The sequence below is a fragment of the Kushneria sinocarnis genome (genome assembly GCF_003633775.1).
GTDB classification, from domain to species: Bacteria; Pseudomonadota; Gammaproteobacteria; order Pseudomonadales; family Halomonadaceae; genus Kushneria; species Kushneria sinocarnis.
This window is the reverse complement of sequence record NZ_RBIN01000003.1, coordinates 49,808-74,187: the sequence shown is the minus strand read 5'-3', so window position 1 is coordinate 74,187 and position 24,380 is coordinate 49,808. Positions and strand designations below refer to the sequence as shown.

General features: G+C 62.8%; 28 protein-coding genes. 9 read left to right on the top strand and 19 right to left on the bottom strand.

The genetic code is table 11. From position 1 onward, the window contains the following. The first annotated feature begins 9 nt into the window (after positions 1-9). Genes fliM through fliR form a run of 6 tightly spaced genes read left to right on the top strand, consistent with a single transcriptional unit; the run spans position 10 to position 3,931 of the window. A complete protein-coding gene (gene fliM / locus C7446_RS05150) occupies positions 10-1,017 on the top strand; it encodes a flagellar motor switch protein FliM (protein ID WP_211327863.1) in 1,008 nt (335 codons plus the stop codon). Next, entirely contained in the window at positions 1,010-1,525 is a 516-nt protein-coding gene (fliN, locus tag C7446_RS05145; RefSeq protein WP_121171979.1) for a flagellar motor switch protein FliN, read from the top strand. The genes fliM and fliN overlap by 8 nt, the downstream gene beginning before the upstream one ends. Beyond that, positions 1,522-2,010 (top strand): flagellar biosynthetic protein FliO, encoded by a 489-nt coding sequence (fliO, locus tag C7446_RS05140; protein WP_121171977.1) that lies wholly within the window; start codon positions 1,522-1,524, stop codon positions 2,008-2,010. The genes fliN and fliO overlap by 4 nt, the downstream gene beginning before the upstream one ends. Before the next feature lie 50 nt (positions 2,011-2,060). Beyond that, positions 2,061-2,786, top strand: a complete 726-nt coding sequence (fliP, locus tag C7446_RS05135; protein WP_121172342.1) for a flagellar type III secretion system pore protein FliP — start codon at positions 2,061-2,063, stop codon at positions 2,784-2,786. Positions 2,787-2,844: 58 nt separating this feature from the next. After that, a complete protein-coding gene (gene fliQ, locus C7446_RS05130; protein WP_121171975.1) occupies positions 2,845-3,117 on the top strand; it encodes a flagellar biosynthesis protein FliQ in 273 nt (90 codons plus the stop codon). 19 nt (positions 3,118-3,136) lie between these two features. Then, the gene (fliR, locus tag C7446_RS05125; RefSeq protein WP_121171973.1) at positions 3,137-3,931 is read left to right on the top strand and encodes a flagellar biosynthetic protein FliR; all 795 of its coding nucleotides are present in this window, start codon (positions 3,137-3,139) and stop codon (positions 3,929-3,931) included. Between the two features lie 103 nt (positions 3,932-4,034). Here the strand turns inward: fliR and flgL are convergent, their stop codons facing one another. From flgL to flgB, 11 genes are all read right to left on the bottom strand, one after another. After that, on the bottom strand, positions 4,035-4,979 hold the full coding sequence (flgL, locus tag C7446_RS05120) for a flagellar hook-associated protein FlgL (protein ID WP_121171971.1): 945 nt from the start codon (positions 4,977-4,979) through the stop codon (positions 4,035-4,037). Between the two features lie 12 nt (positions 4,980-4,991). Beyond that, positions 4,992-6,644 carry a flagellar hook-associated protein FlgK gene (gene flgK, locus C7446_RS05115; RefSeq protein ID WP_121171969.1) on the bottom strand — a complete coding sequence of 551 codons (1,653 nt, stop codon included), beginning with the start codon at positions 6,642-6,644 and terminating at the stop codon, positions 4,992-4,994. Between the two features lie 122 nt (positions 6,645-6,766). After that, a complete protein-coding gene (gene flgJ, locus C7446_RS05110) occupies positions 6,767-7,966 on the bottom strand; it encodes a flagellar assembly peptidoglycan hydrolase FlgJ (protein ID WP_121171967.1) in 1,200 nt (399 codons plus the stop codon). Beyond that, positions 7,966-9,099: a flagellar basal body P-ring protein FlgI gene (locus C7446_RS05105; protein WP_342768346.1), complete on the bottom strand. Its 1,134-nt coding sequence runs from the start codon at positions 9,097-9,099 to the stop codon at positions 7,966-7,968. Before C7446_RS05105 ends, flgJ begins: the two co-directional genes overlap by 1 nt. A 10-nt stretch (positions 9,100-9,109) precedes the next feature. After that, positions 9,110-9,832, bottom strand: a complete 723-nt coding sequence (locus C7446_RS05100) for a flagellar basal body L-ring protein FlgH (protein ID WP_425454105.1) — start codon at positions 9,830-9,832, stop codon at positions 9,110-9,112. 2 nt (positions 9,833-9,834) lie between these two features. Continuing rightward, the gene (gene flgG, locus C7446_RS05095) at positions 9,835-10,617 is read right to left on the bottom strand and encodes a flagellar basal-body rod protein FlgG (protein WP_121171965.1); all 783 of its coding nucleotides are present in this window, start codon (positions 10,615-10,617) and stop codon (positions 9,835-9,837) included. 57 nt (positions 10,618-10,674) lie between these two features. After that, positions 10,675-11,430, bottom strand: a complete 756-nt coding sequence (flgF, locus tag C7446_RS05090) for a flagellar basal-body rod protein FlgF (protein WP_121171963.1) — start codon at positions 11,428-11,430, stop codon at positions 10,675-10,677. Between the two features lie 173 nt (positions 11,431-11,603). Next, the gene (locus C7446_RS05085; protein ID WP_121171961.1) at positions 11,604-13,028 is read right to left on the bottom strand and encodes a flagellar hook protein FlgE; all 1,425 of its coding nucleotides are present in this window, start codon (positions 13,026-13,028) and stop codon (positions 11,604-11,606) included. 96 nt (positions 13,029-13,124) lie between these two features. After that, positions 13,125-13,835 (bottom strand): flagellar hook assembly protein FlgD, encoded by a 711-nt coding sequence (locus C7446_RS05080; protein ID WP_121171959.1) that lies wholly within the window; start codon positions 13,833-13,835, stop codon positions 13,125-13,127. A gap of 29 nt (positions 13,836-13,864) precedes the next feature. Further along, positions 13,865-14,263, bottom strand: coding sequence for a flagellar basal body rod protein FlgC (gene flgC, locus C7446_RS05075; protein WP_121171957.1), 399 nt, complete (start codon positions 14,261-14,263; stop codon positions 13,865-13,867). A 10-nt stretch (positions 14,264-14,273) separates the two neighbouring features. Next, positions 14,274-14,696 carry a flagellar basal body rod protein FlgB gene (flgB, locus tag C7446_RS05070; protein ID WP_121171955.1) on the bottom strand — a complete coding sequence of 141 codons (423 nt, stop codon included), beginning with the start codon at positions 14,694-14,696 and terminating at the stop codon, positions 14,274-14,276. A 261-nt stretch (positions 14,697-14,957) separates the two neighbouring features. On the opposite strand from flgB, the gene flgA reads away from it, so the two are divergent. From flgA to C7446_RS05055, 3 genes are all read left to right on the top strand, one after another. Next, the gene (gene flgA, locus C7446_RS05065; protein WP_170150008.1) at positions 14,958-15,644 is read left to right on the top strand and encodes a flagellar basal body P-ring formation chaperone FlgA; all 687 of its coding nucleotides are present in this window, start codon (positions 14,958-14,960) and stop codon (positions 15,642-15,644) included. 173 nt (positions 15,645-15,817) lie between these two features. Next, positions 15,818-16,093, top strand: coding sequence for a flagellar biosynthesis anti-sigma factor FlgM (gene flgM, locus C7446_RS05060; RefSeq protein ID WP_245977705.1), 276 nt, complete (start codon positions 15,818-15,820; stop codon positions 16,091-16,093). A 25-nt stretch (positions 16,094-16,118) separates the two neighbouring features. Next, on the top strand, positions 16,119-16,577 hold the full coding sequence (locus C7446_RS05055; RefSeq protein WP_121171949.1) for a flagella synthesis protein FlgN: 459 nt from the start codon (positions 16,119-16,121) through the stop codon (positions 16,575-16,577). 162 nt (positions 16,578-16,739) lie between these two features. Here the strand turns inward: C7446_RS05055 and C7446_RS05050 are convergent, their stop codons facing one another. From C7446_RS05050 to C7446_RS05015, 8 genes are all read right to left on the bottom strand, one after another. Further along, positions 16,740-17,117 (bottom strand): flagellar protein FlhE, encoded by a 378-nt coding sequence (locus tag C7446_RS05050; protein ID WP_170150007.1) that lies wholly within the window; start codon positions 17,115-17,117, stop codon positions 16,740-16,742. Positions 17,118-17,194: 77 nt separating this feature from the next. Further along, the gene (gene flhA / locus C7446_RS05045) at positions 17,195-19,285 is read right to left on the bottom strand and encodes a flagellar biosynthesis protein FlhA (RefSeq protein WP_121171945.1); all 2,091 of its coding nucleotides are present in this window, start codon (positions 19,283-19,285) and stop codon (positions 17,195-17,197) included. Positions 19,286-19,326: 41 nt separating this feature from the next. Further along, entirely contained in the window at positions 19,327-20,484 is a 1,158-nt protein-coding gene (gene flhB, locus C7446_RS05040) for a flagellar biosynthesis protein FlhB (RefSeq protein ID WP_121171943.1), read from the bottom strand. Positions 20,485-20,609: 125 nt separating this feature from the next. Then, a complete protein-coding gene (gene cheZ, locus C7446_RS05035) occupies positions 20,610-21,278 on the bottom strand; it encodes a protein phosphatase CheZ (RefSeq protein WP_121171941.1) in 669 nt (222 codons plus the stop codon). Between the two features lie 40 nt (positions 21,279-21,318). Continuing rightward, complete coding sequence (gene cheY, locus C7446_RS05030; protein ID WP_121171939.1) at positions 21,319-21,708, bottom strand: chemotaxis response regulator CheY; 390 nt, start codon at positions 21,706-21,708, stop codon at positions 21,319-21,321. A 63-nt stretch (positions 21,709-21,771) separates the two neighbouring features. Beyond that, the gene (locus C7446_RS05025) at positions 21,772-22,833 is read right to left on the bottom strand and encodes a protein-glutamate methylesterase/protein-glutamine glutaminase (protein ID WP_121171937.1); all 1,062 of its coding nucleotides are present in this window, start codon (positions 22,831-22,833) and stop codon (positions 21,772-21,774) included. After that, positions 22,830-23,501 carry a chemoreceptor glutamine deamidase CheD gene (locus C7446_RS05020; RefSeq protein WP_121171935.1) on the bottom strand — a complete coding sequence of 224 codons (672 nt, stop codon included), beginning with the start codon at positions 23,499-23,501 and terminating at the stop codon, positions 22,830-22,832. Before C7446_RS05020 ends, C7446_RS05025 begins: the two co-directional genes overlap by 4 nt. Next, positions 23,498-24,346 carry a CheR family methyltransferase gene (locus C7446_RS05015; protein WP_245977702.1) on the bottom strand — a complete coding sequence of 283 codons (849 nt, stop codon included), beginning with the start codon at positions 24,344-24,346 and terminating at the stop codon, positions 23,498-23,500. Before C7446_RS05015 ends, C7446_RS05020 begins: the two co-directional genes overlap by 4 nt. Positions 24,347-24,380 lie beyond the last annotated feature (34 nt).

The following is a 24,380-nucleotide window of genomic DNA, read 5'->3' as shown; positions in this document are numbered from 1 at the left end:
GTGACGCCCATGGATGACATGCTTTCGCAGGAAGAAATCGACGCCCTGCTCAAGGGTGTCAGCGGTGATCAGGAGGAATCCGGCACCCGCGAGACGGCCGATGGCAGGAAGATCCGGCCCTTCGATCCGGCTTCCCAGCAGCGGGTGGTACGGGGGCGGCTGCATGCGCTCGACATCATCAACGAGCGCTTTGCCCGACGCTTTCGCATGTCGCTGTTCAACCTGATCCGCCGCAGCGCCGACATCACCGTCGGTCCGGTACGGATTCAGAAGTACAGCGATTTCACGCGCAATCTGCCGGTGCCGGCCAACATCAACCTGATTTCGATGAAGCCGCTGCGGGGCAATGCGCTGCTGGTATTTCCGCCCAACCTGGTCTTTCTGATCGTCGATAACCTGTTCGGCGGTGACGGGCGCTTCCTGACCAAGTCGGAAGGCCGCGAGTTTACCCATACCGAACAGCGCATCATCCGTCGCCTGCTGGATCTCGCGCTGGAGAGCTATGCCGAAGGCTGGCAGACGGTCTACCCGGTCGAGCTGGAGTATCACCGCAGCGAGATGCAGGTGAAGTTTACCAACATTACCAGCACCGCCAATGAGCTGGTGGTGAATACCAGCTTCCACGTGGAGGTCGGCTCGTTCGGCAGCGACTTTCACATCTGCATGCCCTACTCGATGATCGAGCCCATCCGCGAGGTGCTGACCGGCCCCCTGCAGAAGAACGATCCCGATGAGGACAAGAGCCGCATGCAGCGGCTGGCCGGTGAGGTCAAGCGTTCCAGCGTCGAGCTGATCGCGGACTTCACCACGATCGAAACCACGATGGCGCAGGTGGCGCACCTGCAGGTGGGTGATGTGCTGCCCATCGATCTGCCCGGCGAGATCAGCGCCCGGGTGGATGGCGTGCCGGTCATGACCTGCAACTATGGCAGCCTGAATGGCCAGAAGGCGCTGCGCGTCAAACAGCTGGTCGATCACCGCTCCCCCGATACCTACTGGGATTCGCACGATGAGTGATACCAACAAGCCCGAAGACGAGAACACCCGCCACTCCGACGCCACCGAACAAGGCGGGAGCGCCGCGGATGACTGGGCGGATGCCTTTGCCGAACAGCAGGCCGAAGACAGCGCAGCGCCGGAAGACGACCCCTGGGCGGCCGCCATGGCCGAACAGGGTGCGGCCGAGGAGAGCGACAGCGATCAACAGGCTGCCAGCGAAAGCGTCTTTCAACCGCTGACCGAGGAAGCGACTGGCGGTGAGCGCCGTGATCTCGACATGATCATGGAGATTCCGGTCACGCTCTCGGTCGAGCTGGGCCGCACCAGGCTGACCATTCGCGAACTGCTCGATCTGGCCAAGGGCTCGGTCGTGGAGCTCGAGGGGCTGGCCGGTGAGCCGATGAACATCCTGATCAACGGCTATCTGATTGCTCAGGGCGAAGTCGTGGTGGTCGATGACAAGTACGGTATTCGTGTCACCGACATCATTACCCCCTCGGAACGGATCCACAAACTCAATCGATGAGCACCCAGCACCCCGACACGCTCCTGCCGGAAGCGTCGCTGAACTCAGAGGCGCTGCACACCGCCGCCACCCTGCAGACCACGCAGGCGCCGGCGGGCGGCAGCGGCTACCTGCAGGGCAGCGATGCCGACATGGCCGCGGCGGGCATGGGCAAGACGATGATCGGCCTGGTGGTCGTGCTGGCCATCATCGGGCTGTGTGCCTGGGCGATCCGTCGGCTCGGCCGGGGCCGGCTGATGGGCAGCCAGCGTCAGCTGCGGGTCATCGCCAGCCAGAATCTCGGCCAGCGTGAACGGGTGGTGATGGTCGAGGTCGAGGATACCTGGCTGGTGCTGGGCGTCGCCCCGGGCAGTGTGCGCACCCTGCACACGCTGCCGGCACGCAGTGCCGAAACCCCCGGCGAGGACAGCGCTGCGCCGGGACTGGGAGAAAGCTTCAGGCGCGTGCTGGCGCAGCGCTTCGATCGTCGGGATCGCAATTCATGATGTCATCACGTTCGCTGCTGTCACGCTGTCTGCTGCGCCTCGGCCCCGTGATGCCGCTGGTACTGCTGGCACTGCTATCGTCCTCCCCGGCGCATGCGGCTGCCCTGCCCGGTCTGATCACCCAGAGCGGCAGCGGCGACAACGAGTCCTGGTCGCTGTCGATCGAGCTTTTGGTGCTGCTGACGTCGCTGGCCTTCCTGCCGGCCGTGCTGCTAATGATGACCAGCTTTACGCGCATCATCATCGTGCTGGGCCTGCTGCGCAGCGCGCTCGGTACCCAGACCGCTCCGCCCAACCAGGTCCTGATCGGACTGGCGCTGTTTCTGACGTTCTTCATCATGTCGCCGGTTTTCGAGCGGATCTACGACACCGCCTACCAGCCGCTCTCCAGCGGCGAGATCAGCTTTCAGCAGGCGATTGCCCGCGGTGCCCAGCCGATGCGGGAGTTCATGCTGCATCAGACCCGTGAGCGGGACATCGCGATGTTCGCCGACATTGCCGATATCGGCCCGCTGCAGGGCCCCGAGGATGTCCCGATGCGGCTGCTGCTGCCGGCCTACGTGACCAGCGAGCTGAAAACCGCCTTTCAGATCGGATTTACCATCTTCATACCGTTTCTGATCATCGACCTGGTGGTGGCCAGCGTGCTGATGGCGCTGGGCATGATGATGGTGCCGCCGGCGATCGTGTCGCTGCCGTTCAAGCTGATGCTGTTCGTGCTGGTGGATGGCTGGGGGCTGCTGATGGGCTCGCTGGCCCAGAGTTTCATGACCTGAGTCGGACGCGGCGTCCGAATCTTCATCTCCCGGCATCACGCTCGCTCAAGGAGTTCGCATGTCACCCGAAATGGTAATGAGCCTGGCCTATCAGGGCATGAAGCTGGTACTGATGATCGCCGCGCCCCTGCTGCTGGTGGCGCTTGTGGTGGGTCTGCTGGTCAGCCTGTTTCAGGCGGCCACCCAGATCAACGAAATGACACTCTCCTTCATTCCCAAGATCCTGGCGGTCTTCATTACCATCATCCTGGCGGGACAGTGGATGCTCGGCACCCTGACGGATTTCACGCGGGAGCTGTTTCGCAACCTGCCGATGATCATCGGCAGCTGACCCCGCACCGGCCACCGTCATGCTCGAGGTTACCGAAGCGCAGCTGATGCACTGGGTCACGCTCTTCCTGTGGCCCTTCTTCCGGCTGCTGGCCTTCGTGGCTGCCGCCCCCATTTTCGGCGAAACCGCCATTCCCCGGCTGGCCAAGATCGGCATGGCCGCCACCCTGACCGTACTGATTGCCCCTACCCTGCCACCGATGCCGGACATCGCACCCATTTCCTATGCCGGCTTCTGGCTGATCGCACAACAGCTGCTGATCGGTCTTGCCCTGGGGCTGGTCATGCGCGTGGTATTTGCCGCCATCATGGCGGCCGGCGACTTCATCGGTCTGCAGATGGGGCTCTCCTTCGCCTCCTTCTATTCGGCCGAATCCCAGGGCAATACCATGGTGCTGGCGCGACTGCTCAACCTGTTTGCGGTGCTGATGTTTCTGGCCTTCGACGGGCATCTGATCATGCTCCAGCTGCTGATCGAAACCTTCCAGCGCCTGCCCGTGGGGACCGGCACCCTGAATACCGAAGGCTTCCGGGATGTGGCGCATTACGGCAGCATCATCTTCAGTGCCGGCATGCTGCTGGCCATTCCGCTGCTGACCGCCCTGCTGATCATCAACCTGTCGATGGGCATCCTCAATCGGGCCTCCCCCCAGTTTTCCGTATTCTCGGTCGGCTTCCCCATTACGCTGCTGACCGGCGTGGTGCTGCTGACCTTCATGACCCCGGAACTGGGGACAGTCTTTCAGCGCATGTTCGAGCAGGGCCTGCAGCAGATGGTCGAGGTGGTAATGACGCTGGCCGACAGCTCCTCGTAGTGGCTCCCCCGGCTCGGGCTCGCATGCCGGCGCCTTGATCCGCTGCCCCCCGGAAAGCAAAACGCCACTTCATGAGAAGTGGCGTCACGGGATGGGTCGGCTGTCAGAGCATCTTGAACAGCGAGAGCTCCTGTACCCGGGTAAACAGCTGCTGCGAGGCCTGCAGGCCCACCTGGCTGACCGAGTAGCGTGAAATGGCTTCGGAATAGTCCAGATCCTGCAGCGAGGAGATCTGGGTCTCGTAATTGAGCGAGCGGGTGTTGCCGATCTCGTCGAGCGCATCGATCTCGTTGAGATTGGAGCCGATGCTGGAGCGCACGGTCAGGACGTTGTCCAGTGACTGATCGAGCTGACGGTTGGTGCGGTCGATGGTGGCGCGGTACTGCTCGGAAGTGACCGTACCATCGGCGCCATCGCCCAGCGGCTGATTCAGGACATCGATGGCCGACTTCAGGCTGTTGAACAGGCTGCTGGCCGGATCATCCCCACTCGCCCCGATGTCGAAGACCTCGCTGCCGATCCGGTTGATCTTCATGTTGCGCGAAGCATCAACCCGCATGGACTGCACCACATCGTCCCCGTTGTACGTCACACCGCCGGCCTCTTCGACAAAGGCAGGCTGGTCGGTCTGCGAGCCGGCAAAGACATAATTGCCGTTGCCATCCTGGCTGTTGGCCAGACCGAGCGCTTCCTGATAGAGACCTTCCAGCTCGGTGGCGTTCGACTGACGGTCAACATCGGACATCGTGCCGTTGCCCGCCTGCACGATCAGCGACTTGGCCCGGGTAATCAGGTTGGTCACGCTGTCCAGCACGCTGTCCTGGGTGGCCAGCTGCTGCTGGGCGGTAATGCGCGAGTTTTCGAACTGACTGTTCTGGGCATTCGCCTGCTGGGTCAGCAGCACCTGGCCCGCCGCCCGCGGGTCGCTGGACGGGGTAGCAATTCGTTTGCCGGTAGAGAGCTGAAGCCCGATTTCGGAGAGGTCGCTCTGGCGATCCTGCATCGCGTTTCTGCTCAGCTCGAACATCATGGAAGTACTGATACGCATGATTATCGGACCTTATGCCATGATACCCAGCAGGGTATCGAACAGACCGGAAGCGGTCTTGATGACCTGTGCATTGGCGGTATAGAGCTGCTGATAGCGCACCAGGTTGGCCGCCTCCTCGTCGAGATTGACGCCGGATACCGACTGCTGGGCGCCCTGCAGCTCCTGCACCACCTGATTCTGGGCATCGCTCTTGCTGGAAAGCGTTGCCACCTGGTTGCCGACACTGCTGACAATCTGGGCATAGGCACTGTTGAAGCTGGCGTTGCCGTTGACCACCTTCTCATCCTGCAGCGCTGCCATCTTCAGGGCGTTGCTGTTGCCGCCGACCCCTTCTCCCGGGCTGCGCGCCGCAATGGCGGCCGGATCGGAGGCCAGCAGCTGCATGTTGCTGGCAGCGCCTTCCAGCGGCTTGACGGTGAAGGTGTCACCCGCCGCCGCGCCGGCCGAGAGCGTGATGGCAAGACCATCATAGGCCCCCTCGGCATCGGGGCTGACGGCCTTGCCGTCACTCAGGCGAGTGACGGTAAAACCGCCACTGCCATCCGCTTCGACCTGATAATTGCTGGCACGCATGGCCCCGGCATTGAGGTTGTCCTGGCCATCGCGGGCAAATTCAGCGGTCAGCGTGGCGCTGCCCGCATTATCGGTACTGGTACGCACCACCGGCTCGGCCGTCGAGAACAGTGCCTCGCCGGCCTCTCCCTCGTTGAGGGTTTCCCCCTGCTTGTTGAGGGCATTGATTCGCGAACTCAGGGTCTGTGCCAGCTGATCAAGGCGCTGGGAAGCGGGCTCGAGCACATCATTGCGAAAGCCGATCAGACCGCCGAGGGTGCCGCCACTGAGCTGCTGTTCATTCAGTTCCAGGGTCTGCCCGGTCGCGGTATTGAAACCGACCGTCATGCGATCCGGGTCATCCTTCGCCGACACCATCGAGAGGCTGTTGGCCGAATCGCCGATGACCAGCGGCTGACCGCCGGGCAATGAGACATTGAACTGACCCTGCTGATCGACCACCGTGATATCGGTCAGCTTGTTCAGCCGGGTCACCAGCGCGTCACGCTGATCCATCAGCCCGTTGGGCGGCGTGCCGGTCTTGGCGGTGGTCTGACTGATCTGGTTGTTGAGCTCGGCCAGCTGACTGGCATAGCCATTGATCTCGTCCACCGCAGTGCTCATCTGCGATTCGGTACTGCTGTCCAGATTGTCGAAATACTGGCCGATCGAGTTGAACTGGGCGGTCATGCTCTCGGCATTGCCCAGCAGCGACTGGCGTGCCGCCGTATCGGAAGGGTTGTCCGCCACGGTCTGCAGGCCGGCAAAGAACTGCTGCATCTGCGTATTGATGCCGGCATCGCTGTCGGCCAGCAGGCTGTCGATCTGGGAGGCCTGACTCAGGCTGGTACTCAGGGCACTCTGAGTGGACTGCGCCGAGTTGAGCTGATTGTTCAGATACTGCTGATACTGCCGCTCGACGCCGGTCACCGTCACGCCATTGCCCGAAAAACCGCCCCCGCTGGAGCTGCCGGTATTCTGGGAAAGCTGGGTGATCTGACGGTTATACCCTTCGGTATCGACATTGCTGATGTTGTTGCTGGTGGTGTTGAGGGCAATCTGGGATGCCCTCAGGCCACTGAGACCGATGCCGAAAAGCGAGCTGCTCATGTCGGTTCCTCGACGTATCGTATGGCAGTTGAAGTCATGGTGTATTTAACGGCAGGCAGATCGGAAGATTGAGTACCCACGCCCGGTTTTGCGCCTGTTGTCATCCGGATGCAGCCGGTCACTCAGAACAGCCGGGTCGGCTGGCGCGCCAGTGACCACTCATCCCGATCAGCCGGGGTATCGGTAGCACCCCGGGCATTATCGGCCAGCCATCCGGCTGAGCGGCCGCCATCACCGAACAGCCGATCGCCCATGCGATCGGCCATCTCGCCCAGCTGATCCGGGATCTGCGACATTATCGCGATCAGCTTGCTGGCATAGTTGGGGTCGGTGGCATAACCGCCCTGCTGAAGCTGGCGGGCCGCCTCTTCCGGCGACCCGGCCTGGACGACCCCGGCATAGCGCGGGTTGTCGGTAATCAGCCGGGCATAATCGGCAAACGCCTGATCATAGGAGTCGTAGACGCGAAAGTCGTCACGAACATTCACCGCGCGGCCGTGCTCGTATTCGGTGGTCGCCACGCTGGTACTCCTGCCCTGCCAGCCGCCGGTCGCCTTGATGTTGAACAGGTTGTGGCTGGCACTCTCGCCATCGCGGATCTCGCTTCTGCCCCAGCCGGTTTCCAGTGCGGCCTGAGCCATGATCAGCCGGCTGGAAAGGCCCGTGGCACGGCTGACATCACGGGCCGCATCCCCCACCTTGGCAATGAAGGCACTGACATGGGCCGGCAGGTCCTCGAGCGCCACGGCACTGCCACCGGCACGGTTCACGCCCGCCCCGGTATTGCTCTGATTAAACAGTGAACCGCTGGCCCGCTCCGGCTCACTGCCGGCGCCGGCCACCACCGGCCGATTGCTCTGCTCATCAATCGCCCGCAGTGCCTCCAGCCGCCCGGCATTGAGCGCCGCCACCTGCTCCTCGCCGACCGACATGGCCCGGGAGAGCGTGCGGGGAGCCTCGGGGGCAGGCAGCCCGGTGCGCTCACCGGGCGCTGCGCCCTCCACGGCATCGGGCTTGCCGGCCTTCTGCCCGCCCAGCTGGCTGACCAGCATGTCAGCCAGTCCGATCCCCCGCTGGGAGAGCGTCTGCGCCCACTGCCGGTCCATCATCGACTTGTAGGTATCCATGCTGGAGTTATCCAGCAGCTCGCTTTTCGGCGAAGCCGCCCGCATGCTCTTGAGCATCATCGTCAAGAGCACGGATTCGAACTGTTGCGAGACCTCCTTCAGCCCCTGGTCAGGCGCCTGACGGGCGTTGTACCTGAGCTTCGAAAGCCCCTGAACATCCAGCGCGAACCGGGGACTGCCCGAATCGAGTGCCATCAGATCACCTCCAGATCGGCATTCAGGGCGCCGGCACGCTTGAGCGCTTCGAGGATCGCCATCAGATCGCTCGGCGTGGCGCCCATGCGATTGAGCGCATCCACCACATCGACCAGATCCGTCGAGTTCGGCACGACCTGCAGCGCCCCGCTCTCCTCCTGCACATTGACATCGGCATTGGGCACGACCGCTGTCTGACCACCGGACAGTGCATTGGGCTGGCTCACGATGGGATTGTTGTCGATCACGACCGACAGGTTGCCATGCGCGACCGCAGCCCGCCCCAGCGTGACATTGGTATTCATGACCACCGAGCCGGTACGCGAGTTGATCACCACCTTCGGCTTCGGCGCGGCCGGATTGATATCGATGTTCTGTACGCGGGCCAGAAAGGAGATCTTGGAAGCATCATCGATCGGCGCCTGCAAAGAGATGGTGCGTGAGTTCTTCGCCGTGGCCACCCCGCTGCCGAAGACCTGGTTGATCGCATTCATGGCCCGCAGCGCCGTATTGAAATCGCCATTCTTGAGCTCGAGATCGATGCTGCCGTTTTTGGCCAGATCCACCGGCACCTTGCGCTCCACGATCGCCCCGTCGGGAATGCGCCCTGCCGAGGTCTGACCGACCTGTACGCTGCTGCCCGCAGCCTCCGCACTGATACCCGGAATCAGTACATTGCCCTGGGCCAGCGCATAGATCTCCCCGTCCGCTCCCTTGAGCGGAGTCATCAGCAGCGTGCCGCCGCGCAGGCTCTTGGCGTTGCCGATCGAGGAGACCGTCACGTCGATCTCCTGGCCGGGGCTGGTAAAGGGCGGCAGATCCGCTGTCACCATCACCGCAGCCACGTTCTTGAGCTGCATGTTGGTCGAGCCATCCACCGTGACTCCAAGCTCGGAGAGCATGTTGGTGACCGACTGGCCGGTAAACGGCGTCTGCATGGTCTGGTCACCGGTATTGTTCAGACCGACCACCAGCCCGTAACCCACCACCGGGTTGGCGCGCACCCCCTGGAAGCTCGCGATGTCGCCGAGGCGCTCGGCACGAGCCGGTGCCGCCAGCAGCATGCCCAGCACCAGCATCAGGGCCTTGCAGGGATGGCGACGCAACAGACGGACAGCAGACAGTGACATCATCGCGGCATACTCAGAACGGTGAAATGTTCAGGAAAAAGCGCTGCAACCAGCCCATGGTCTGGGCCTCATTGATATAGCCATCGCCGTAGTATTCCAGGCGAGCATCAGCCACCTGATTCGACACCACGCTCGAATTGGCGCTGACCGTGCGCGGATTGACCGTCCCCGAAAAGCGGATGTATTCGGTGCCCTGATTGATGCCGATCCGCTTTTCGCCTGCCACGGCCAGATTGCCATTGGGCAGCACATCCATGACGGTCACGGTAATCGTACCGGTGAAGGTATTGGAGGCATTGGCCCCGCCCTGACCCGAGAACTGGTTTTCACCTTCCAGATCGAACGCCCGCTCATCCAGCAGGCCCCGAATCCCCTGCGGTACGGTATCAAGCCCCAGGCTGGCGGAGCCGTTGCGACTGGCATTGGCGGCCGAGCTCTTGGTGGCACTGACATTCTCGTTCAGCACGATGGTCAGGATATCGCCGATGGCTCGCGGCCTGCGGTCCTCGAACAGCGGCTTGGAGTAGCGCGCCTGGAAGAGCGAGCCATTGGCATCCGGCACCGGCACCGGCTGGGGCGGCGCCGTGGTCGGCCCCTGCACGACATTCTGGCGCGGAATCTGGGCACACCCGCCCAGGCCGGCCATCAGGGTCAGCAGTACGATCAGCGCCAGCGCACGCAGACGCGATCGTTCAGGCACGAGCCGACGCACGTCGGCAGTCATCAGGGCCGTCATGATTACAGCTGGGTCAGGCGACCGAGCATCTGGTCAACGGTCGAGACTGCCTTCGAGTTGATCTCGTAGGAGCGCTGTGTCTCGATCATGTTGACCATCTCCTCGACCACGTTGACGTTGGAGGTCTCGACGAAATTCTGCTGCAGCAGGCCGGCGCCATTGTTGCCCGGCACGTTGTCATTGCGCGGCCCGGAGGCGTTGGTCTCGCGATAGAGATTGTCCCCGATGCTCTCCAGCCCGGTCGGGTTGATGAAGGTCGACAGCTGCAGCTGGCCGATCTGGCTGCTGCCGGTCACGCCGGGCTGGGTCACGGAGACGGTACCGTCCTGGGCAATCGAGAGTGACAGCGCATTCTGCGGCACCACGATGCCGGGCTCGATCGGGAAGCCGTTGGCCGTCACCAGCTGACCGTTTTCATTGAGCTGGAAGGAGCCATCGCGGGTATACGAGGAGGTCCCGTCCGGCATCTGCACGGCAAAGAAGCCGCGACCGTTGATCGCCACATCCTTGGAATTGCCGGTCTGCTCGAGGTTGCCCTGGGTGTGCAGCCGCTCGGTGGCGACCGGCCGCACCCCGGTACCGACCTGCAACCCCGAGGGCAGGTTGGTCTGCACCGATGACATCGAACCCGGCTGGCGCATGTTCTGATAGAGCAGATCCTCGAACACCGCACGCGATTTCTTGAAGCCGTTGGTCGAGACGTTGGCCAGGTTGTTGGAAATGACGTCCATGTTGGTCTGCTGGGCGTCAAGACCGGTCTTGGCAATCCAGAGTGAACGAATCATCAGGGGTTCTCCATGTGCTCCCGCGGGGAGCATGCATTCAGCAAATCAGCGTGTTTGTCAGCTCAGCGAGAGCAGCGAATTGGCTCTCTGGGCGTTCTCGTCGGCGCTCTGCAGCATCTTCATCTGCATTTCGAAACGCCGCGCGTTATCGATCATGGCCACCATCGCTTCGGTCGGATTGACATTGCTCGATTCAATGGCCCCACTGACCAACCGGACACCCTCATCCAGCGGCTGGGCCGCAGCCGGCTGGCCATCCCCGGTGCGGATATGGAAGAGCCCGTCCTCGCCACGCATCAGTCCGTCTTCGGCCGGGTTGACCAGCTTGAGACGACCGATTTCGGCGCGCGTGTTGGGCTGACCACCGGCCGCGACGGCGGAGATGGTGCCATCACCGGCGACCGAGACATCCTCGGCTCCCAGCGGCATCACGATCGGGCCATCCTCACCGAGCACGGCGTGGCCGTTGGAGCGCAGGATGCCGGTCGAATCGACCTGCAGCCCACCGCCGCGGGTATAGCCTTCACTGCCATCCGGCGACTGCACCGCCAGCCAGCCCTGGCCATCTATGGCGACATCCAGCGCCCGCCCGGTGGCCTGAATGGTGCCGGTCTGGAAATCGGAGCCGGGTGTGCTGTCGGCGACGATGGCGCGGGTGGCAAGCCCCACCCCGTTGACCGGCACTGCCCGGTAGGCGGAGAGCTCGGCGCGAAAGCCGGGCGTCGACGCATTGGCCATGTTGTTGGCCACCACCGACTGGCGTTCAAGGGTCTGTTTGGCCCCGGACAGGGCGGTATAAATCATGTGATCCATGCGGCTCTCCAGTCAGCGAGCGTGATCGTCATGCGCGTAGTAAACACTGAAGCGCACGGTGATAAAGGAAAGAGAAACACGCTCGAAAGGAGCCAATTCGGGAGACGATCCGGGATTCCTGCCCAAAAGGCCCCTGCAGGAACGGCGCGCCCGGGCGGGCGCGCCGTGAAGGATCAGCGCAGCGAAACGGCCGTCTGCAGAATCTGATCCTGGGTCTTGATGGTCTGCGCATTGGCCTGGTAGTTGCGCTGCGAGACGATCATGTTGACCAGTTCCTGGGAGAGATCGACATTGGACTGCTCGAGCGTGCCGGAAATCAGGCTGCCCAGCTGACCGGTCCCGGCCGTGCCGAGCAGCTCCTGACCGGAGCTGGTCGTCGCCACCCACTGGTTGTTGCCGATCGGGCTCAGGCCCTGCTCATTGGCAAAATCCGCCAGCGCCACACGACCGAGGCCGACCGTCCGACCATTGGAGTAGCTGCCGCTGATCGTGCCATCGTCGCCGATCGAGATGCCGGTCAGATCCCCCGGGGCATTGCCGTTCTGGGTGACATCGGCAATCGAGAACGACTTGGCGGTCTGGGTCGCGCCGCTGAAGTCGAAGCTGAAGTCGGTCTCGGCCGAGCCGTTCTGGGAGTCGAACGCCCACTGCACCTGGTTGGTGCTCAGATTGCCGGGCTTGTCCGTCTGATCGGCCTGGGTCAGCACCCCGTTGCCGTTGAACGAGAGCTGGATGGAAGGCTGAATCTCGGTATAGCTGATCTCCCCACCGCTCCAGGCACCATCGGCATCCTGACTGGCACCGGTAACGACAGCGCGGTATTCATGTCCACTTTCCGTTGTAAACGTGGACGTGCCATTGCCACTGGTCGCAGGGTCAAACTCTCCCGGATATGTACCACCATCGGAAACGGTACCGGACCAGTTGGCTTCACTGCCCAGCGGCATTTCGGCATTGACCTGCCAGCTGTTGGAACCATCCTTGACGAAATAGAGGTTCAGCGACTGGGCATTTCCCAGCGAGTCGTACACCGTATTGGTGGTGCTCCAGCTGTAGGTGTTGATATCGCTCGAGTTGAAATTGGCCGGATCCTTGATGTCGCTGCCGGCATCCAGTGCCACCTTGCCCCGGGCTTCCGAGGTGCCCTTGGCGATCATCGAGGTGCTGGGCACCTGGATGGCTTCGGGGGTACCACCGGTGGCCACGCTGGGGTCGGTGGTCAGGCTGTTGAAGTTCTGCACGTTGTAGCCGGTCAGCTGCTGGCCGGTATTGCTGACCAGGTAGCCTTCGCTGTCCATCTGGAACTGGCCGTTGCGCGAATAGCTGATCTGGTTGCCATCGGTCAGCCGGAAGAAACCGCCGCCGTCGATCGCCAGATCCAGATCCCGGTTGGTGGTTTCCAGCGAGCCGCTGTTGAAGTTCTGGGTAACCGCGGCAACCTTGGTGCCCAGTCCGGCCTTGGCGCCGGCATAGATGTCGGCAAACTCGGTACGGCTGCTCTTGTAGCCGACCGTCTGGGAGTTGGCGATGTTGTTGCCGATGGTATCGAGCTGGCTGGCGGCCGCATTAAGACCGCTGACACCCTGCGAAAAAGCCATGTGACGTCCTCTGATGCATGTGTTGAGGTTGCCCGGGTGCGGCACACGGCCGCCATTTGATCGATTCCAGGCCCGGGGCCCTGAACGATAATCGAATTACAGGATCTGTTTGATATCGGACAGCGAGGCCTGACCCAGTATCGGACCGAGATCCAGCATGGCGCCCCCCTCCTCGGAGCGGGCCACGCCATTCACCAGCGCATAGCGCAGGGGCGCGGCGCTGACCTCTTCACCGTTACTGGTGGCTTCAACGGAAACGGTGTAGTTCCCCTGGCCGACCTTCTCGCCGGCACTGTTGGTGCCGTCCCAGTAGAAGGACTGGATGCCGGCCTGCATGGGCCCGCTTTCGGTCAGGTCATACTGATCGATCACCTTGCCGGTACCGGGATCGGTGATGGTTACCCTGACGTTATCCGCATCGGAGGCAAGATCGACCCCGAACGGCGTTACGGTCTCGCCATCCTTACCGACCGCGACCTGGTTACCATTGACCAGCACCCCCTTGTCGACCAGCGCACTGGCCTGCAGCTGCTGGGTGGTGTTGATCTGACCGGTGATCGAATTCAGCGTATCGTTGAGATCGTTGATGCCGCTGACGGTATTGATCTGCGCGATCTGCGAGGTGAACTCGGAGTTCTCGGTCGGATTGAGCGGGTCCTGATTCTTCATCTGGGCCACCAGCAGCGTCAGGAACTGATCGCTGAGCTGGGTGGGATCGGTATTGATATTCCCCTGGCCGGTCGTCTGGCTCTTCGGGGTCGACACCGTCCCGTTGAGCTGGCTCATGATGGAAGTGTCAAAACTCATGGCGGCACTCCTGTGGCATCGCTCGCCGCTCACTCACCGAGAGTAAGCGTCTTGAGCATCAGCGACTTGTTGGTATTGAGTACTTCGACGTTGGCCTGGTAGGAGCGCGCCGCCGAGATCATGTTCACCATCTCTTCGGTGGGATCGACGTTGGGCAGACTGACATAGCCCTCGTCATCCGCGGCCGGATTGCCCGGATCATACTGGCGACGAAAGGGACTCTGGCTTTCGCCCACATCCGAGACGCGTACCCCGCCGACCGACTGCCCCGGCGCCGCATCCAGCTCGAACGTGACGTGTTTGGCACGATAGGGCTGACCATCCGGCCCTGCCACGCTATCGGCATTGGCCATGTTGCTGGCCGTCACGTTCATGCGCTGCGACTGGGCAGAAAGCGCCGAACCGGAAATGTTGAAGACGTTGAGCATGGCTTTCCCGTTACTCCGGCTGCATGGCCTGTTTCAGCCCCTGCAACCTGCTGGTAATGAACTGAAGGTCTGCCTGATAATGAACGGAGTTATCGGCAAAGTTGACCCGCTCCTGATCCATGTCGACGGTATTGCCATCCAGCGCCGGCTGGGTCGGCACCCGGTACATGAGATCGGTGACGCCACCACCACCGGGGGCCTGGCCGTGAATGTGCCGCGACGAGGTAGTGGTCATGGCCAGACCGCCGCTGCCTTCTCCCCCGCTTCCGCGCTTTACCGCCTGCTCCAGCTCGCCGCGAAAATCGAAATCCCGGGCCTGATAACCGGGGGTATCGGCATTGGCGATATTGGCCGACAGAACCTTCTGACGCTCAGCCCGCAGGTTCAGCGCCTGCTGCTGGAAATTCAGTGATGCGTTGAGGCGATCGATCATTGCCTCATCCCCTGAACAGGTTGACGAATGACGAGGCGCGTTGAACGGCGATCATCTTCACCATTGGCGAGCCCCCTCGATGCAGGGTGAAGAATAGGGATTTACAAAACCATACAATCGAACAAATAGCGTGACTTTTGCGTGCCAATTCCTGCGCTGGAATTGCCTGCCTGCGATTACACTGCGCCGAACATGGTGATCGGGCACGCTCGGGGCGCAGTCAGCCCGCGTGACCCGGTTCTATCGCTAGCGAGGCGTGGCATGAAGTTTTCGATTCCGAAGCGAACACTGGCGACACTGGCACTGGGGGGCTGCTTCGCACTGCCGGTGATGGCAGCCGACAGCGTGCTGGAAACCACGCTGCAGGGTTTTTTGCTCGATCAGTCCACCTCGCTGTCGGGCGATGTCAGCGTCGAGCTGGATATCCCCAACGTTCAACGGATCAGCTGCCACAATCCGGAGCCGTTCCTGCCCGGCAATGGTCAGCGTCTGTGGGGCAGGACCACGGTGGGCGTGCGCTGTCCCGACGATCGGCCCTCGACCCGCTATTTCCAGGCCTACGTGCGGGTGAAAGGCGACTATTACGTGGCGGCCCATGATATTGCCCCGGGCAGCGTCATCGGTCCGGGCGATGTCAACCTGCGCAATGGTGACCTGACCCGGCTGTCGCAGCAGCTGTTGACGGGTGATCACGACCCGACCGGTCAGGTCGCGACACGTCGCATCGGCGAGGGGCTGCCCCTGCAGGGCAACATGCTGCGCGCTCCCCTGCTGATCAAAAGCGGTCAGCAGGTCAGGGTGGTGGCGCAGGGCCGGGGGTTCGCGATTCGCACCGAGGGCACTGCGCTGTCCGGGGCGGGACGGGATGAAAGGCTGCGTGTCCGCACCAGTGAAGGCAGGATCCTGACGGGAACCGCCATCAGCCACGATACCGTCGAGCTGCGTTAGTCCGCGTCCGACAGGTATCAGCACTGGCGTTACGCTTTGACACATACGGATACGAAACCGTGGACACCGGCGCCTAAAGATCCCCATCATGGCGTCGATAAAGTCTACAGTGCAGCCACGCATCCATCCGCACCCGAATGGCATCCGGTCGAGTGCCCGAGAGGACAGTCAAAGTGAAAATCGATTCCAGCACCAACATCACGCATCTGCAGCCCGGGGCGACCCGCGATGCTCAGCGCACCGGCGGTCCTCAGAACGCCACCCGCGCAGACGCCGTGTCGTCCAGCTGGACACCTTCCAGCGCCAGTGATGCGTCAAGGGATATCGACACCGCCAAGGTCGATGAAATTCGTCAGGCCATCCGCGACGGCAGCTTCGAGATCCGTTCCGACCGGATTGCCGACGGTCTGATCCAGAGCGCCCGGGAGCTGGTCGACGATCAGTCCTGAGCTCATGACCCAGTGAGATAACTGCATGTCCCATGATCCAGCGGTTCTGCTGACCCAGCTGCTCGAGGCTCTCGAGCGATTCAATGCGCTGCTCGACGAGGAGTCTGCCCTGCTGGCCGATACGCCGGTGGCAGCTGGCGCCCTGGCCGACGTGACCGAGCGCAAGAGCGTGGTCACGGCCACGCTCGAGCGTCTGGAAGGCAGGCGCTGTCAGTGGCTGCAGCAACAGGGTTTCAGCGTGGATCGCAGTGGCAGCCGGGCAGCAGCGCACCAGCACGAGCTGGACGAGCTCTGGCAGCAGATCGTCGCGGCGGGCGAGCAGGCACGCACCCGCAATCGGCTCAATGGACTTGCCATCCATCTGCGCCTGGACATGCACGAACGGGCACTGCGGTTCTTCAAAACCGCCAGCAGTACCAGTCTCTATGGTCGCAATGGCCGCTCCAGTCCGGTCAGTCAGGGCAATACCTACGGCCAGTGCTGACCCCGCGCCTCCGGCTCCGGCGTTACGGCATGTCAATGAAGGGCCCCGGTGAGCGATCGCCGGGGCCTTTTGCATGCCAACGGTATTTGCATGCCGGCAGCGCCTGTTACCGACCGGCGGGCCCGATTGCTTGTACTGCCAGAGCGAACTTCGCCAAGCGCCTCAGGACGTGGTGTAGTTCACGATCAGCTGTAGTGGGCCGCCCCGCAGACGAGGCGCGAGCCGCTGCCCCTCGCCCGGCATGCCGAAGTGAAAGGTCCACGCCCCGGCCACCGGCAACCCGGCAAAGCCGGTGGTTTGCCCTCTGGCAGCAGCCAGGGGAACACAATGCCGGCGATGACAGAGCGCGGCCTGCAGTGCCGTGTTCAGGGGTAACAGCTCATAACGCCAGCTGACGGTACTGACCCTACCCTGCGGCAGACCATCGGGTGGCGTGAGGGTCCTGTGATAGTCACGTCCGCCATGCCGCAGTGTCGGCGCCTGCTCATCGCCGATCCAGGCACCACCGGCCGCCGCGCGCGTCGGCAACGGGGCAAGCACGGCGACCAGCAGGAGCAGCGCGCCCCACCTGCAGCCGCCGTTGTCTCGCCACCTTCCGCGGCGCCGAAAGGCGCCGATCACCCCTGCCCGCCGATCATGGCGGTTACCCGGATATGACGCTCTTCGGGAATCTCGGCCTGGGAAAGCACCACCAGGCGATCCAGCCGACGCCGCAGAAAGCGGGACAGCAATGGCCGCAGGGCATGCTGCACCACCAGCACGGTGGGCAGCCCGCGCGCCTCCTGATTGGCGATGGCCTGTTCAGCCTGCTGGATCAGCGTTTCGGCCAGCCCCGGCTCCAGTCCACCGCCACTGGACATCGCCTGCATCAGCATCTGCTCGAGCTGGCCGTCCAGGCCGATCACGTCAGCCGGTTCCCTGCCCGGCAGATGCTGCTGGGTAATGGCGCGGCCCAGTGCCAGACGCACGGCGGCCGTCAGCTCCAGCGCATCGCCGGTATTCGTCGCATGCTCGGCCACCGTTTCCAGGATGGTGCGCATGTCGCGAATCGACACTTCCTCTTCCAGCAGATGCTGCAATACCCGCATCAGCGTGGTCATCGACACCAGCTTGGGCACTACGTCATCGACCAGCTGGGGCGACTCCTGCTTGACCCGGTCCAGCAGCTTCTGGGTCTCGGTGCGACCCAGCATGTCACTGGCGTGGCGGGTCAGCAGATGGTTGAGATGGGTCGCCACCACGGTGCCGGCATCCACCACGGTGTAGCCCTGCACCTGCGCCTGATCGCGCTGCTCGGCGTCGATCCAGGTGGCCGGCAGACCGAAGGCCGGGTCATGCGTGGCGCGGCCACTCAGTGAACCGCTCGCCTGGCCGGGATCGATTGCCAGAAACTGGCCGGGCCAGGCTTCGCCCTCGCCGATCATGACGCCATTGAGCGTGATCCGGTAATGATGCGGGGCGAAGGAGAGGTTGTCGCGGATATGCACCACCGGCGGCAGAAAACCGATCTCCTGGGCGAATTTCTTGCGCACACTCTTGATCCGCCTGAGCAGCTCCCCATCCTGCTGCTGGTCAACCAGCGAAATCAGTCGATGCCCGACTTCCAGCCCTAGCGGATCGACCAGCTGCACATCATCCCAGCTGGCCTCGCTGGCCTCCGGCGTGGCCGCAGCCGCGCTCGGCGCAGCACTGGCCTCCTGCGCTTCAACGGCCCGCTTCTGACGCATCAGCCACCAGGCAAGCCCGCCCAGCAGCGCGGTGAAGAACAGAAAGACCAGGTTGGGCATGCCCGGAATGATGCCCAGCAGCCCCAGTACCCCCGCGGCCAGAATCAGTACCTGTGGGTTGGTGAAAAGCTGGCCCAGCAACTGCTGGCCGACATCCTGCTCGGTATTGACGCGGGAGACGGTGACACCGGCGGCCGTGGAAATCACCAGTGCGGGAATCTGTGCCACCAGACCGTCGCCGATGGTCAACAGCGTATAGGTATGCGCGGCGGTGCCGGCATCCATGCCGTGCTGTGCCACGCCCACGATCAGGCCGCCGATGATGTTGATGACCATGATCAGGATGCCGGCAATGGCGTCGCCGCGCACGAACTTGCTGGCACCATCCATCGAGCCGTAGAAGTCGGCTTCCTGGGAGACTTCGCTGCGCCGATGCTTGGCCTGGGTTTCATCAATCAGACCGGCATTGAGGTCGGCGTCGATGGCCATCTGCTTGCCGGGCATGGCATCGAGCACGAAGCGGGCACCCACCTCGGCAATACGACCCGCCCCCTTGGTAATGACCATGAAGTTGATGACCACCAGGATGATGAATACCACCAGCCCCACGGCAAAGTTGCCGCCCACCAGGAACTGGGCAAACGCCTCGATGACCTGACCGGCAGCGTCACCGCCGCTATGACCGTTGAGCAGTACCACCCGGGTGGAGGCCACATTGAGCGACAGCCGCAGCAGGGTCGAGAACAGCAGCACTGCCGGAAAGGCTGCAAAATCGAGCGGCCTGGTGGTGAACATGCTCACCAGCAGCACCATGATCGACAGGGCGATGTTGAAGGTAAACAGCATGTCGAGCACGAACGGCGGCAGCGGCAGCACCATCATCGCCAGGATCATGATGATCAGTACCGGCCCGGCCAGCATTTTCAGCTGACCGGACTGGGACACGCCGACCCGTTGAAACATCGCGGTCACGGCATTCATGACATTGCACTCGGCGAAAAAACCATCATCTCGATGTTCCTTCAGGTAGTAGTCGCCGACTCATCACCGGCATTGGGATCTAGTTCGGGAGGCACCGCAATGGCCTGCGGCGTACGGGGTGGCTGGCCCCCTTCGCTGTGAAAACGCCGCAGCTGATAGACCCAGGCCAGCACCTCGGCAACGGCGGTATACAGGGCGCCGGGAATCTCGCACTCGAGATCGGCATGGCGATACAGGGCGCGGGCCAGCGGTGGCGCTTCCAGCAGGGGCACATGGTTTTCCCGGGCCACCTCACGAATGCGCGCCGCCACGGCATCGGCCCCCTTGGCCACGACCCGTGGCGCGCCCATCTCCTCTTCGCGGTAGGCCAGTGCCACTGCAAAGTGGGTCGGGTTGGTGACAATCACATCGGCGGTCGGTACCTCGCTCATCATGCGCCGCCGCGCCATCGCCTGCTGCTGCTGACGAATGCGTCCCTTGACCTGCGGGTCGCCCTCGGACTCCTTGTGCTCCTGGCGGATATCCTCGCGACTCATGCGCAGCTTCTTGTGATGGCTCCAGATCTGATACGGCACATCCAGCAGGATGACCCCGATGAAGGCGAGCATGATCAGGGCACAGCAGGTCACCGCCATGGTCAGTGAAGAACGGATGGCCGCCAGCACGCTCTGACCGGCCAGGGCGACCAGCTCTTCCTGATGGAAATAGATATACATGGCCGCCACCACGCCGATCAGAATCGACTTGGCGATCGTCTTGGCCAGCTCGGCCAGCGCCTGCGAGGAGAGGATGCGCTTGAGCCCCGAAGCCGGATTGAGCTTGTTGGGATCGGGCTTCAGCGACTTGGTCGAAAACAGCCAGCCACCCAGCAGCATGGGGGCTATCAGCGCGATCACGGCCAGCACCCCCAGCAGCGGCGCCAGCGCCAGCAATGCATGGGTGCCGAGCCTGAAGCCATCAATCAGCATGCGCGAATCATCGAACAGCTCATCATGGCCGAAGCTCATGCTGCCCCGCATGACATCGGCCAGCATGCTGCCCATCCAGCCGGCCAGCAGCCAGAGGGCGCCGATGCCGACACTGATCAGGGCAAAGGTGGTCAGCTCACGCGAACGCGCCACCTGCCCCTCTTCGCGCGCCTTCTCCAGGCGCCGGGGGGTAGGCTGTTCCGTCTTTTCCTGATCGCTGTCGTTGGCCATGACCGATCCGAGATAACCACCGGGAGTTTCCGGAGGGCTATTGTGATCGGCAGCCCAGCGCCGCGATCATGCGAAAAGCCCGGCGTTTGCCGGGCTTTTCATCCGATACAGCAGCGAAGACCCGCTCAGAAACCGAGACTGTCCAGCAGATCATCCACCTGCGACTGGTCACTGACCACATCGTCGGCCTTCTCGGCCGCCACCTGCGGGCCGTTGAGCAGTGACGAGGCTTCGGAGGGCGCACTCTTCTGGACGCTCTTGCGCTCCCTGTGCTCCTCGGGAATGTTGTCGATCAGTACCTGCACCAGCTGGCTTTCGATTTCCCGGATGACATCCATCATCTTCTTGATGACCTGGCCGGTCAGGTCCTGGAAATCCTGCGCCATCATGATTTCCAGCAGCTGGGCATTGGTGGCCCGCGTCTGGTCCGGAATCCAGGCCAGATAGGCCCGGGTATCGGCCACCAGTTCACGGGCATCACCCAGTTCGATGGGCTGCTCGAACCAGCTGTCCCACCGCTCTGCCAGGCCATTGGCCTGCGCCTCGATGCTGTCCTGAAGCGGCTGCGCCACTTCGGTGGCCGACAGCGCCCGTTCGGCGGCCTGTTCGGTCATGGTGGCAATGTAATTGAGGCGATCGCGGGCATCCGGAATGGCCTGGGCCGCCCGTTCGACCTCCTGATCCAGCCCCAGTTCACGCATGTTTTCATGCAGTGCACGGGTCAGCTGGCCGATGCGGGCAATCAGCTCGAAGTTCTCGGCTTCGGTTCTTGCCGCGGGGTCCTGACTCGTCATGGTGATTGCTCCCTGTTGAGCCGTGATGGCGCAATCGCCATTAATTATCGAGTTTCTCGAAGATCTTGTTGATCTTCTCTTCCAGCGTCACGGCCGTGAAGGGTTTGACAACATAGCCGTTGGCACCTGCCTGGGCTGCGGCGATGATGTTTTCCTTCTTGGCCTCCGCAGTCACCATCAGGACCGGCAGATGCTTGAGCGCGTCATCCGCCCGGATCTGCTTGAGCATTTCCAGACCATCCAGATTGGGCATGTTCCAGTCGGAGACCACGAAACCGAAGCCTCCGGCCTTGAGACGTTCGAGTCCGGCTGCGCCGTCCTCGGCCTCTTCAACGTTGTGATATCCCAGCTCCTTGAGCAGATTGCGCACGATGCGGCGCATGGTGGGAAAATCATCGACTACCAGAATGTTGATGTTCTTGTCGGCCATGAGAATCATCCTGTTGCTACGGGCGCCGGGCGCCCCGTTGAATCACTGATCGTGCCCGGGAGATCAGACACGAAGGCTTTGTCGATGGCTGCTGGCCATGACTGCCATGGCGTGTTCGCACATCGATTGGATGGGGACTACCTCGCAGGCACCACCCAGCGCTATCGCTTCGCGCGGCATGCCGAAGACCACACAGGTCGCTTCATCCTGCGCCAGGGTGTGAGCACCGGCATCGCGCATCTGTTTCAGCCCCTGGGCACCATCACGCCCCATGCCGGTCAGCAGCACGCCGATGGCATTGCGGCCGGCGTGGCGTGCGGCGCTCTCGAACAGCACATCGACCGACGGCCGATGCCGATTGACCGGGGGGCCCTCTTCCAGCTCGATGACATAGTTGGCACCGCTGCGGCCGAGTCTGAGATGACGCTCGCCCCCCGGGGCGATATAGGCATGTCCGGGCAGTACCCGCTCGCCATGTACCGCTTCACGCACGCTGATGCGGCACAGCGTATTGAGACGCTCGGCGAAGGAGCGGGTAAATCCGGACGGCATGTGCTGGGTGATCAGCACGGCAGGCGCATCCGGCGGAAGCGGCATCAGCAGTTCACGAATCGCCTCGGTGCCACCGGTCGAAGCGCCCACGATCAGCAGCTTTTCGCTGGAGGTCATGGGGGCGCGAACCGTCGTCGTCGGCGCCTGGGGTGTCACCGGTTTCTTGAGCCGTGCCCGGGCCGCTGCCCGGATCTTGTCGGCGATCAGCTCGGTATACTCGATCATGCCGTCGCGGATGCCCAGCTTCGGCTTGCTGACAAAATCCACTGCCCCCAGCTCCAGCGCCCGCATGGTAATCTCGGAGCCCCGCTCGGTGAGCGAGGAAATCATCACCACCGGCGTGGGACGCAGCCGCATCAGACGCTCGAGGAAGTCCAGCCCATCCATGCGCGGCATTTCGACATCCAGCGTCAGTACATCCGGATTGTGCTGCTTGATCAGTTCCCGGGCGATCAGCGGGTCCGGGGCCGTGGCCACCACCTCCATATCCGGCTGGCTGTTGATGATCTCGCTGATCAGGGCTCGAATCAGTGCCGAGTCATCAATGCACAGCACCCGAATCCTGTTGGTCATGTTCTGCACTCCTTCACATCAGGCATGAGCGCCCGGATCTCCCGAGGCAGTTCACGCGATGGCAGCTCGGCAATCAGCCGGCTCTCCTGCTGACGCACCCGCTCGGCACCCTCCTGGGCGCCCAGCTTGCGTACCAGCATCCGACCGCTGGCGGGCAGGTAATGAACTCGCCTCGCCGAGGGTCCTCCCAGATCCCGGGCCAGCAGGCTGATGCCATGCTCGGCCAGGGATTGAATGACATAGTCGGCATTGGCATCGCCCACGCGGGCAGCACTGCCCGACATGACCCGGCCACCACCGGTTACCTTGGCTTCCATTCGCTCCCGGCGCGCCCCCTGCCGCTCCATGGCTTCGATCAGTACGGCCATGGCGTGGTTGCCATAACGCAAACCGTGGCGGGGGTCACACGCCTGATGGGTCCAGGGCAGCATGTAGTGATTCATGCCTGCCACCCCTGCTACCGGATCCCGCAGACAGGCCGAGACACAGGAGCCCAGCACGGTCGACAGCAGACCGATGCTCTCCTGCTGCCGGCCCCGGGGCTGAGCCGTGCCTTCCCCCTCGAAACGGGTCACGAAGTATTCACAGGGCAACAGCTTGATGGCTGCCAGACCGGTGTCGCGATCGACGTAGCGATGCGTCGCCACACATTCGGACATGGTCTTCATGATGCCATCCGCCGCTGGGAAGCCTGCTCGTAGACGGTATGCCCCCTCAGGCGAAAGGCGTCCGTGAGGTAGGTGAAATTCTCCGAATGGCCCGCGAACAGCAGGCCGTCCGCCTTCAGCAGCGGCACGAAACGTTCCAGCAGCCGCTTCTGCGTCGGCTTGTCGAAATAGATCATGATGTTGCGACAGAAGATGGCATCGAACTGCCCCTCCAGCCCCCAGCCCTGTTCGAGCAGGTTGAGCGCCCGGAACTCCACCATCGCCCTGAGCCCGGCATTGACTCGCGCCATGCCGCTGCGGGCGCCGGTACCGCGCTGAAAGTGGCTCTTGCGCTGCTGCTCGCTGAGCCGTTCGATCTGATTCATCGGATAGATGCCCTGGCGAGCGACTTCGAGTGCACGGGTATCGATATCGGTGGCGATGATGCTGGCGCTGCTGGCACGGCTGCCCAGCGCCTCACTCAGCGTGATCGCCAAAGACCAGGGCTCTTCACCGGTAGACGCCGCGCAGCACCAGACCCGTACCGGCTCGGAGCGATTGCGCACATGCTCGGCCAGCAGCGGGAAGTGATGCGCCTCACGAAAGAAGGAGGTCAGATTGGTGGTCAGCGCATTGACGAAATGCTCCCACTCCATCCCCTTTTCCCCCTGGTGCTCGAGCGCCTGGAGGTACTGCTTGAAACTCCTGTGCCCCAGGGCACGCAACCGGCGAGCAAGGCGGCTGTAGACCATTTCACGCTTGTGTACTGCCAGGGCGATACCGGCACGCTGATGGATCAGCTGACGCACCTTCTCGAAGTCCGCGTCGGTAAAGGTAAGTTCGCGATGCTCTGCAGTCTCTGCCACAGCCGTATCCTCTTGTTCGCGACAACCGCAGTGT

Coding starts and splice junctions, on each gene's coding strand:
- fliM (WP_211327863.1), top strand. CDS start 10: ATGGATGACATGCTTTCGCAGGAAGAAATCGACGCCCTGCTCAAGGGT.
- fliN (WP_121171979.1), top strand. CDS start 1,010: ATGAGTGATACCAACAAGCCCGAAGACGAGAACACCCGCCACTCCGAC.
- fliO (WP_121171977.1), top strand. CDS start 1,522: ATGAGCACCCAGCACCCCGACACGCTCCTGCCGGAAGCGTCGCTGAAC.
- fliP (WP_121172342.1), top strand. CDS start 2,061: ATGCCGCTGGTACTGCTGGCACTGCTATCGTCCTCCCCGGCGCATGCG.
- fliQ (WP_121171975.1), top strand. CDS start 2,845: ATGTCACCCGAAATGGTAATGAGCCTGGCCTATCAGGGCATGAAGCTG.
- fliR (WP_121171973.1), top strand. CDS start 3,137: ATGCTCGAGGTTACCGAAGCGCAGCTGATGCACTGGGTCACGCTCTTC.
- flgL (WP_121171971.1), bottom strand. CDS start 4,979: ATGCGTATCAGTACTTCCATGATGTTCGAGCTGAGCAGAAACGCGATG.
- flgK (WP_121171969.1), bottom strand. CDS start 6,644: ATGAGCAGCTCGCTTTTCGGCATCGGTCTCAGTGGCCTGAGGGCATCC.
- flgJ (WP_121171967.1), bottom strand. CDS start 7,966: ATGGCACTCGATTCGGGCAGTCCCCGGTTCGCGCTGGATGTTCAGGGG.
- C7446_RS05105 (WP_342768346.1), bottom strand. CDS start 9,099: ATGATGTCACTGTCTGCTGTCCGTCTGTTGCGTCGCCATCCCTGCAAG.
- C7446_RS05100 (WP_425454105.1), bottom strand. CDS start 9,832: ATGACGGCCCTGATGACTGCCGACGTGCGTCGGCTCGTGCCTGAACGA.
- flgG (WP_121171965.1), bottom strand. CDS start 10,617: ATGATTCGTTCACTCTGGATTGCCAAGACCGGTCTTGACGCCCAGCAG.
- flgF (WP_121171963.1), bottom strand. CDS start 11,430: ATGGATCACATGATTTATACCGCCCTGTCCGGGGCCAAACAGACCCTT.
- C7446_RS05085 (WP_121171961.1), bottom strand. CDS start 13,028: ATGGCTTTTTCGCAGGGTGTCAGCGGTCTTAATGCGGCCGCCAGCCAG.
- C7446_RS05080 (WP_121171959.1), bottom strand. CDS start 13,835: ATGAGTTTTGACACTTCCATCATGAGCCAGCTCAACGGGACGGTGTCG.
- flgC (WP_121171957.1), bottom strand. CDS start 14,263: ATGCTCAACGTCTTCAACATTTCCGGTTCGGCGCTTTCTGCCCAGTCG.
- flgB (WP_121171955.1), bottom strand. CDS start 14,696: ATGATCGATCGCCTCAACGCATCACTGAATTTCCAGCAGCAGGCGCTG.
- flgA (WP_170150008.1), top strand. CDS start 14,958: ATGAAGTTTTCGATTCCGAAGCGAACACTGGCGACACTGGCACTGGGG.
- C7446_RS05055 (WP_121171949.1), top strand. CDS start 16,119: ATGTCCCATGATCCAGCGGTTCTGCTGACCCAGCTGCTCGAGGCTCTC.
- flhA (WP_121171945.1), bottom strand. CDS start 19,285: ATGAATGCCGTGACCGCGATGTTTCAACGGGTCGGCGTGTCCCAGTCC.
- flhB (WP_121171943.1), bottom strand. CDS start 20,484: ATGGCCAACGACAGCGATCAGGAAAAGACGGAACAGCCTACCCCCCGG.
- cheZ (WP_121171941.1), bottom strand. CDS start 21,278: ATGACGAGTCAGGACCCCGCGGCAAGAACCGAAGCCGAGAACTTCGAG.
- cheY (WP_121171939.1), bottom strand. CDS start 21,708: ATGGCCGACAAGAACATCAACATTCTGGTAGTCGATGATTTTCCCACC.
- C7446_RS05025 (WP_121171937.1), bottom strand. CDS start 22,833: ATGACCAACAGGATTCGGGTGCTGTGCATTGATGACTCGGCACTGATT.
- C7446_RS05020 (WP_121171935.1), bottom strand. CDS start 23,501: ATGAAGACCATGTCCGAATGTGTGGCGACGCATCGCTACGTCGATCGC.